This window comes from Paramuribaculum intestinale (genome assembly GCF_003024925.1).
Lineage (GTDB): Bacteria > Bacteroidota > Bacteroidia > Bacteroidales > Muribaculaceae > Paramuribaculum > Paramuribaculum intestinale.
Genome location: NZ_PUED01000205.1, coordinates 1 through 3,845 on the forward strand (window position 1 = coordinate 1; position 3,845 = coordinate 3,845).

General features: G+C 55.9%; 4 protein-coding genes. All 4 read right to left on the minus strand.

Annotated elements, in window-relative coordinates:
- Nucleotides 1–1,151 (minus strand): phage portal protein family protein (locus C5O24_RS11575; protein WP_107681866.1); only part of this gene is annotated, 1,151 nt, incomplete at its 3' end.
- Nucleotides 1,152–1,163: 12 nt separating this feature from the next.
- Nucleotides 1,164–1,589, minus strand: coding sequence for a phage protein Gp36 family protein (locus C5O24_RS11580; RefSeq protein ID WP_107036673.1), 426 nt, complete (start codon nucleotides 1,587–1,589; stop codon nucleotides 1,164–1,166).
- Between the two features lie 18 nt (nucleotides 1,590–1,607).
- Nucleotides 1,608–3,140, minus strand: a complete 1,533-nt coding sequence (locus C5O24_RS11585; protein ID WP_107036672.1) for a hypothetical protein — start codon at nucleotides 3,138–3,140, stop codon at nucleotides 1,608–1,610.
- Nucleotides 3,141–3,144: 4 nt separating this feature from the next.
- Complete coding sequence (locus C5O24_RS11590; RefSeq protein ID WP_107036671.1) at nucleotides 3,145–3,588, minus strand: YfeC-like transcriptional regulator; 444 nt, start codon at nucleotides 3,586–3,588, stop codon at nucleotides 3,145–3,147.
- Nucleotides 3,589–3,845: the final 257 nt, after the last annotated feature.

Below are 3,845 nucleotides of genomic sequence, written 5' to 3' on the forward strand. Positions count from 1 at the left end.
AGATAATCGTCGTCGACGGGGAGGCCAAAGGCCTGATTAAGCTGCACGAGTATGTTGACCTTTGACGTTGGATCGAGGTCTTTGCGCTCCGGAAAGTAAAACTCGCCCCCGGCGGTATTGATGCCAAGCCCGGCAAATATATCGGTCATGTCGTAGTTGAGCACGTCAAGCACATATAGGCGGTCGGCCTGCTCGACCTTGTCCTCTACCTTTTTATGTACTGTGCCGAGCGCCTGAGTGCCGGTGTCGGACGCCTCGGTGGTCAGGGTGTTGCCGAGGATCAGTTTGGAGATCTCGCTATTGCAGCGCTCGATCAGCCGCTCGTAGACGTCGGCCGAGCCGGTCTTGTTGCCCGACTCGATCAGATTGAGCGATGAGTCCTTGCCATGCACAAATACAGCGAGGCTGCCGGTGTTGCGCGCGTCTTCGATGGCCCGCTGTCGTGAGTCGTCATCGTCGCTATCATAGACATACTCCTGTATCGGCATCCCAAATACCTCCGAAAACTGCGACCAGTCTCCGGTGGCGTTGCGCTTGTAGATCACCCATGGCGCCGCCTTGGCAAGCAGGCCGAGATCCTCCGCGTCGCCGACGTACAGCAGATTGTCGTAACTCTCCCATGACAGGCCGTCGCTGTCTCCCTGGTTGCGCTTGATGATCCGGCGCACCGGGCACGCGTGCTTGCGAGGTACGAGGAGGTAGTCGATCCAGTCGTCTACCTGCCAAAACTCGCAGAGGGTAAACCCCCAAAAACGCGCGCCGAGGATGTCGCGCACGAGGCGGCTAAACCAGGGCGAGCGGATCTGCTCGTTGACAGCCTCGTCCGGCTTGCCGTCGCGTCGAAACTCGATGTCGGAGCACAATACCGCATTGATACGCTTGTCGATAACGCATGACAGATGCGCGTCCGTCATAATGTCGGCATAGAGATCGTACAACCGCGTACGGTTGGGCGTGTCGACATTTTCGGCCGTCCTGATCGCGGTTATATAATTTGATATATCCAAGCCAAAGCGCTTTGGCTGGGTGAGGATAACGACTCCGGGCGCGGTCTGCCCCGGGCGCGGTACATTGCCCGATACGGTTATCATTCCCGGCGCATTGGCTATGTTGCCGGTGCTGCCGGTCTTTTTGTTTTTGCGTCTGCTCATAGGTCAATATAATTACATGTGTGATACCCTGCGCGGGTTGCTTGTGATCTTAAACATGGCGCCGCCGGTGCGCTCCTCCTCCGGCAGCATCGGCGCCCCCTCTATCGACAGCTCTTCCGCGGCGATCATTTTGAGCCACTCCACGGCACGCTCATACCGCTCCTTGCGGATCGGTGACAGCTTGTAAGGGTTATGGATGCAAAATGTATGATAGATGGCTATGTCGATCATCATCATAAGTACGAGCTGATTGCGCTCGTCGCCCCGGGCGCCGAATATGGCGTCGCAGTCATACCTCCTGGAGAGATAGCAGCGCGCCTCGGCAATGGCGCGATCCTCGCAGATCTCCACCAGCGAGGGGTCTTTGCGCGTCAGGGCGTCGAGGATCTCGGCGTGTATCGACGCATCGTAATCGGTAAGGTCTATAAATTGGCTCATATAGTGTGGTGTATGATGTTACATGCGGCGTTTGTTGAGTTTGGCGACCTCGCGGCGGTCGCGTGTGGCCGGTTTTTCGACGCGGCGCAGCAGCTCGTCAATGATGCGGTTGCCGCCCTCGACCGCGTCCGGGCCGTCGGCCGGATATTTGAGATTGAGTGTAAAGAGAGAGAATTGATCCGCGAGCTCGCGCATGTGAGGGTTATCACGCTCCGCCTCGTTGAGGATCAGGTGTCCCATCCTGTTGAGCGGCTCCAGGTTGGCCTCGATACGCGTGGCCTTGTCGGTCTTTTTGCGCTCGTCAGGCCGGATATGCAGCTGTATGCCACGCTCGCGCCGCACCTTGGCCACAAGCGGTTGAAAGACCTGCTGAAAAAATGGATCCTGCAGCTTGTTGTTCTCCATGTAGCAATACACGGAGGTCTTACCTTGTATGCTATCAAGGAGTTGCACATACCAGTCGATAAACTCCGCGTTGAGCGCCTTGTCGAGGCGTGTGCGGATGACGTATAGCTTACCATCGAGCTTGCCGAGGAGACTCACAGCCTTAAACGACTTGCCTTTTTTTGCCCGGCTCTCGCCCGGCGAAGGGTCGCCATAGATGACTACAAACTTAAATTTGGAGAGTGGAGGCACCTTGCCATACACAAGATCCTTAAATACCTCGCCCTCGGCAATGGGATTGTTAAAATACTCGCCCTGCGCCGCCTTGGTGGAGATCTTGGACAGCACCCTGTCGATATGCTCCTCACTGTTTTTCTCCGGCCATGTCGATCGGCCGGACTTGTCGCGGATATTGACAATATCCCAATGGTCAGCGGACTCCCCGGCTCGCACCACACAACAGTCGCGGGCGATGATGTTGCCGCAAAACACCACCAACGTAGGCTCGGAGATCGACCGCGCCGGATACAGGGCGCGCTCCCACCAGTCCCACCGCTTGGCGATAATGTCGGGGTTGCGGCAATCCTCATCAGTGTCAAAATCATCAACCAAAAACACGTCGGGACGGATCGCCTCATTGCGCGATCCTCGCGGTGACTGGCCTGCGCCGAGCGCACGAAACGACGCCCCGCCACGGGTCACAAACTCATCCTCGGTCCAGTTGCCCGGTGTCATCTGCTGGCCATAATAGGCGATGATGCGGCCGTTGGACTCAAGCATGGCGCGATATGGCGCGAGGAGCCTGACGGCGTTGTCCTTGGAGTTGGAGGTCAGGATTATATTATGTTTGCGTCCGGTCATCACCAGGTGCAATACAACACACATTGTAATGGTGGATTTTGCGAGCTCGCGCGACCACGACAGCACCTCAAACCACTCGTCATGCGCGACGATCCGCCGGATCGCACGCCGCTGAAAATCGGCAAACTCGCTCTTGACGTATGGCGCGCAAAAAAACTTGATCCACTCGATGGGGTTGGCCTCGAGCTGTATGCGGTGTCTGTCGCGCTCCGCATGGGTCATCTTACGGTCGACGGGGGTCGCGCGCACAATGTCGGCCTTAAGCCGCTCCCACTCCTGCAGCGCTATCTTATCGGCTTGTTTCATAGCGTCAGAGGCTGTCCTTGATGTATGCGTCGGCGAGTGATACTATCTCCTTGGCCTTATTGACATCGAGGGCGCGCAGCCACTCGACAAAATCAGTCAGTACGGAGATCTTGTCGGCAATGCCCATCTCCTGCTCCATGCGGGCGATCGATGACGAGAGTTTGCCGAGTATGTCGGCCTCCTTGGAGTTTGCAAAGCGCTCCCCCTCCGGACGCTCCGCTATCTGCCGGTTGATCTCGGCCACCTGTCTGTAGAGGTTGTTGACCTGCTCTTTGCGGGTCAGGGTCAGTCCGGCCTTATACTCCTCCCATTTGCCGTCACGGATCCAGTTGGAGATGGTCACACGCGACACCCCGACCCGGTTGGCCAGCTCCTGCTGTGTCATGCTCTCCCGGAGGTATAGGCTCTTGGCCCACTCCTTTTTCTGTGTATTTGTCAACTCTGCCATATGTACGTAATTAGGTGCTGCAAAAATACACCTAAATGACGGCGCGTTAAATTCTGATGTTTGTCGTAACTGATTATGTGGTAATGATGTGCGTATAAAGTTTTATGATAAAACCTCGATTTTAATAAGCCCGAAAACCTCCCCATATTTGCACTGCAAAACCGAAAAAGCAGAATGAAAACTCAGTTTTTTAATATAGAACGCGCCGACACCGGCACAGTTACAATCTACCTCTATGGAGAAATCGGGAATTAAGG

Bases quoted from the DNA above. Each gene is read 5' to 3' on its own strand.
- C5O24_RS11580 (WP_107036673.1), bottom strand. From the start codon at position 1,589: ATGAGCCAATTTATAGACCTTACCGATTACGATGCGTCGATACACGCC.
- C5O24_RS11585 (WP_107036672.1), bottom strand. From the start codon at position 3,140: ATGAAACAAGCCGATAAGATAGCGCTGCAGGAGTGGGAGCGGCTTAAG.
- C5O24_RS11590 (WP_107036671.1), bottom strand. From the start codon at position 3,588: ATGGCAGAGTTGACAAATACACAGAAAAAGGAGTGGGCCAAGAGCCTA.